We start from the raw sequence: 2,070 nt of genomic DNA, 5'->3' as shown, positions 1-2,070 counted from the left end.
GTTCACGGCCTTCGCGGGCGCGGGGACCTCGTCGGGCGGAGGGGACTGCTGGGCGGACGCGGGCACACCCGCCGCGAGCGCGAACAGCAGCAGCCAACAGGGCGCGGGCCTCACTTGTCGCGCCGCCTTTCGCGCAGCCGCTCGCGTGCCTCCTGTCGCTGCTCCTGGGACATCCGCCGCCAGCGGCGCATGTTCTCCAGCATCTGCTCGCGGCGCTCCGGGTGTTCCTTGAGGTAGGCGCGCATCCGGCCACGCAGCTCCGCGCGGCGCTCCGGGGTGAGGCCGCGCAGCTCGCGCACCTGCTCCCGCACCGCCTGCCGCTCCTGGGGCGACAGCTTCCGGAAGTCGCGCAGGTTGCTCCTCAGCCGCTCGCGCTCCTCCGGGGGCAGCTGCCGCCAGCGCTGGAGGTTCGCGCGCACGCGGGCCTGCTCGTCCGGGGACATGGCCTTGAACTCGCGCAGCTTCGCGCGCAGGGCCTCCTTCTGCTCCGGCGGGAGCTTCTCGAAGCGCTCCGCGGCGGTGGGCGCGGGGGCGTTGGCCGCTCGGGCGGGCATGCCGACGAACAGCGCCACCGCCAGCACCCCGGCGGTCATCCTTCCCAGCATCACGGCACCCCCAGTTCGTGGAGGTTCTCGACGACCTCCAGGTCTTCGGAGCTGTCCAGCCCCAGCACTTCGTAGTCCTCGACCAGCTCCAGGTTCGCCGCCACCTCCAGCGCGCCCGGGTCCCACTCCTCCAGCGCGGGCGCCTCCACGCGCGTGCGCCCGGCGGCGAGCAGCGTCAGTACCACCGCGGCGGCCAGGCCCGCGGAGGGCACGAGCACGCCGGGCCTCAAGAGGTGCGCGAACCGCTCGCGCCAGGTGGGCGGCAGCGCGTCCACCCGCGCCAGCAGCTCGCGCCGGGCGGACGGGGAGGGCGTGAAGGCGGGCAGCTCCGCCATCCGCGCCACCGTGAGGCGCAGGAGCTTTTCCGTGCCCTGGCACTCCGCGCAGGTGCCCAGGTGGGCCTCCACGCGCGCGCGGTGCGGGGGCGGCAGCTCCCCGTCCACCCAGGCCGTCAGGTCCTCTTCGAACGCACAGCTCATGCCCGGCTCCTCGCGGGCACGGTGCCCGCCTGCAACGCTTCAAGCCTGCGCGCCACCGCCAGGGTGGCCCGGTGGATGAGGCTCTTCACGGCGGCCTCGCTCGCCTCCAGCGCCTCGGCGATGTCCCGGTACGCCATGCCCTCGAAGCGGCACATGGTGAACGCGGCCCGCTCCCGGTCGCTCAGGTCCTTCAGGGCCAGGCCCACCGCCGCCTCCAGCTCCCGGCCGCTCAACGCCTGATCCGGCCTGTCTCCGTCGGGCCCTGGCATCCGCATCGCAGCCACGTCTTCCTCCGCCGGGGCCTCCGCCGTGAGGCGCGCCACGCGGTACTCGCCGCGCCGCATCTCGTTGAGGCAGTGGTTCGTCGCCACCCGGAAGAGGAACGTCTTGAACTTCGCCGTGGGCTTGTAGGAGCGCGCGTGGCGGTAGAGCTTCACGAAGATGTCCTGCGTGAGCTCCTCCGCCCGCGCCGCGTCCCCCACGAAGCGGAACGCGAAGCGCGCCACGCTCGCGTGGTGCCGGTCGAAGAGCCAGGCGAAGGCCTGCTTGTCGCCCGCCGCCACCTTCAGCATCGCCTGCGTGTCCGGGTCCCAATCCATCCGTGAGGCCAGAAACCCCGTTGCCCGCTGGAAGTTGCGGGCCCGCCCACTTTGAACCCCACGCGGCGCCCCGGTTACAGTTTCGCCACCGTGTCCGATGCTTTCCGCCCACGTTCGCGTACACCGGCCCCCCACCCGGGAGGAGAGGCGGAGCCCCCTTCGGACCTGGCGGCCTGGGAGGCTGCGCCGGAGCCTCTGGCGCAGGGCGGCACGCCCACCCCGCCCACGGACTCACCGCTGCCCATGTACCTGCTGGCGCAGCAGGCCCGGCGGGCGCAAGGGGACGAACAGAAGCGCCTGGCCTGGAACCTCAACCAGCTCCTGGAGGAGCTGGGGGCGCGGGGCGGGGGCCGGACGGAGGCGGACGCCTTCCACCGGCTCCTGGAG

General features: G+C 73.6%; 3 protein-coding genes and 1 pseudogene. 1 reads left to right on the top strand and 3 read right to left on the bottom strand.

Annotation, left to right across the window (positions count from 1 at the left end; translation table 11 throughout):
* Positions 1-110 precede the first annotated feature (110 nt).
* From D7W82_RS39390 to D7W82_RS39380, 3 genes are read right to left on the bottom strand one after another with little or no spacing between them, the layout of a single operon-like run.
* A complete protein-coding gene (locus D7W82_RS39390) occupies positions 111-605 on the bottom strand; it encodes a DUF3106 domain-containing protein (protein ID WP_120623151.1) in 495 nt (164 codons plus the stop codon).
* The gene (locus D7W82_RS39385) at positions 605-1,084 is read right to left on the bottom strand and encodes an anti-sigma factor (RefSeq protein WP_120623150.1); all 480 of its coding nucleotides are present in this window, start codon (positions 1,082-1,084) and stop codon (positions 605-607) included. The genes D7W82_RS39390 and D7W82_RS39385 overlap by 1 nt, the downstream gene beginning before the upstream one ends.
* A complete protein-coding gene (locus D7W82_RS39380) occupies positions 1,081-1,683 on the bottom strand; it encodes an RNA polymerase sigma factor (RefSeq protein WP_120623149.1) in 603 nt (200 codons plus the stop codon). The genes D7W82_RS39385 and D7W82_RS39380 overlap by 4 nt, the downstream gene beginning before the upstream one ends.
* A 90-nt stretch (positions 1,684-1,773) precedes the next feature.
* On the opposite strand from D7W82_RS39380, the pseudogene D7W82_RS40330 reads away from it, so the two are divergent.
* Positions 1,774-2,070: pseudogene (locus D7W82_RS40330) on the top strand (hypothetical protein); the annotation flags it as partial.

It is taken from the genome of Corallococcus sp. CA049B (genome assembly GCF_003611685.1).
Classification (GTDB): domain Bacteria; phylum Myxococcota; class Myxococcia; order Myxococcales; family Myxococcaceae; genus Corallococcus; species Corallococcus coralloides.
Note: the sequence above shows the minus strand (reverse complement) of the source record. Positions and strands in the feature narration are given on the sequence as shown.

Bases quoted from the DNA above. Each gene is read 5' to 3' on its own strand.
- D7W82_RS39385 (WP_120623150.1), bottom strand. From the start codon at position 1,084: ATGAGCTGTGCGTTCGAAGAGGACCTGACGGCCTGGGTGGACGGGGAG.
- D7W82_RS39390 (WP_120623151.1), bottom strand. From the start codon at position 605: ATGCTGGGAAGGATGACCGCCGGGGTGCTGGCGGTGGCGCTGTTCGTC.
- D7W82_RS39380 (WP_120623149.1), bottom strand. From the start codon at position 1,683: ATGGATTGGGACCCGGACACGCAGGCGATGCTGAAGGTGGCGGCGGGC.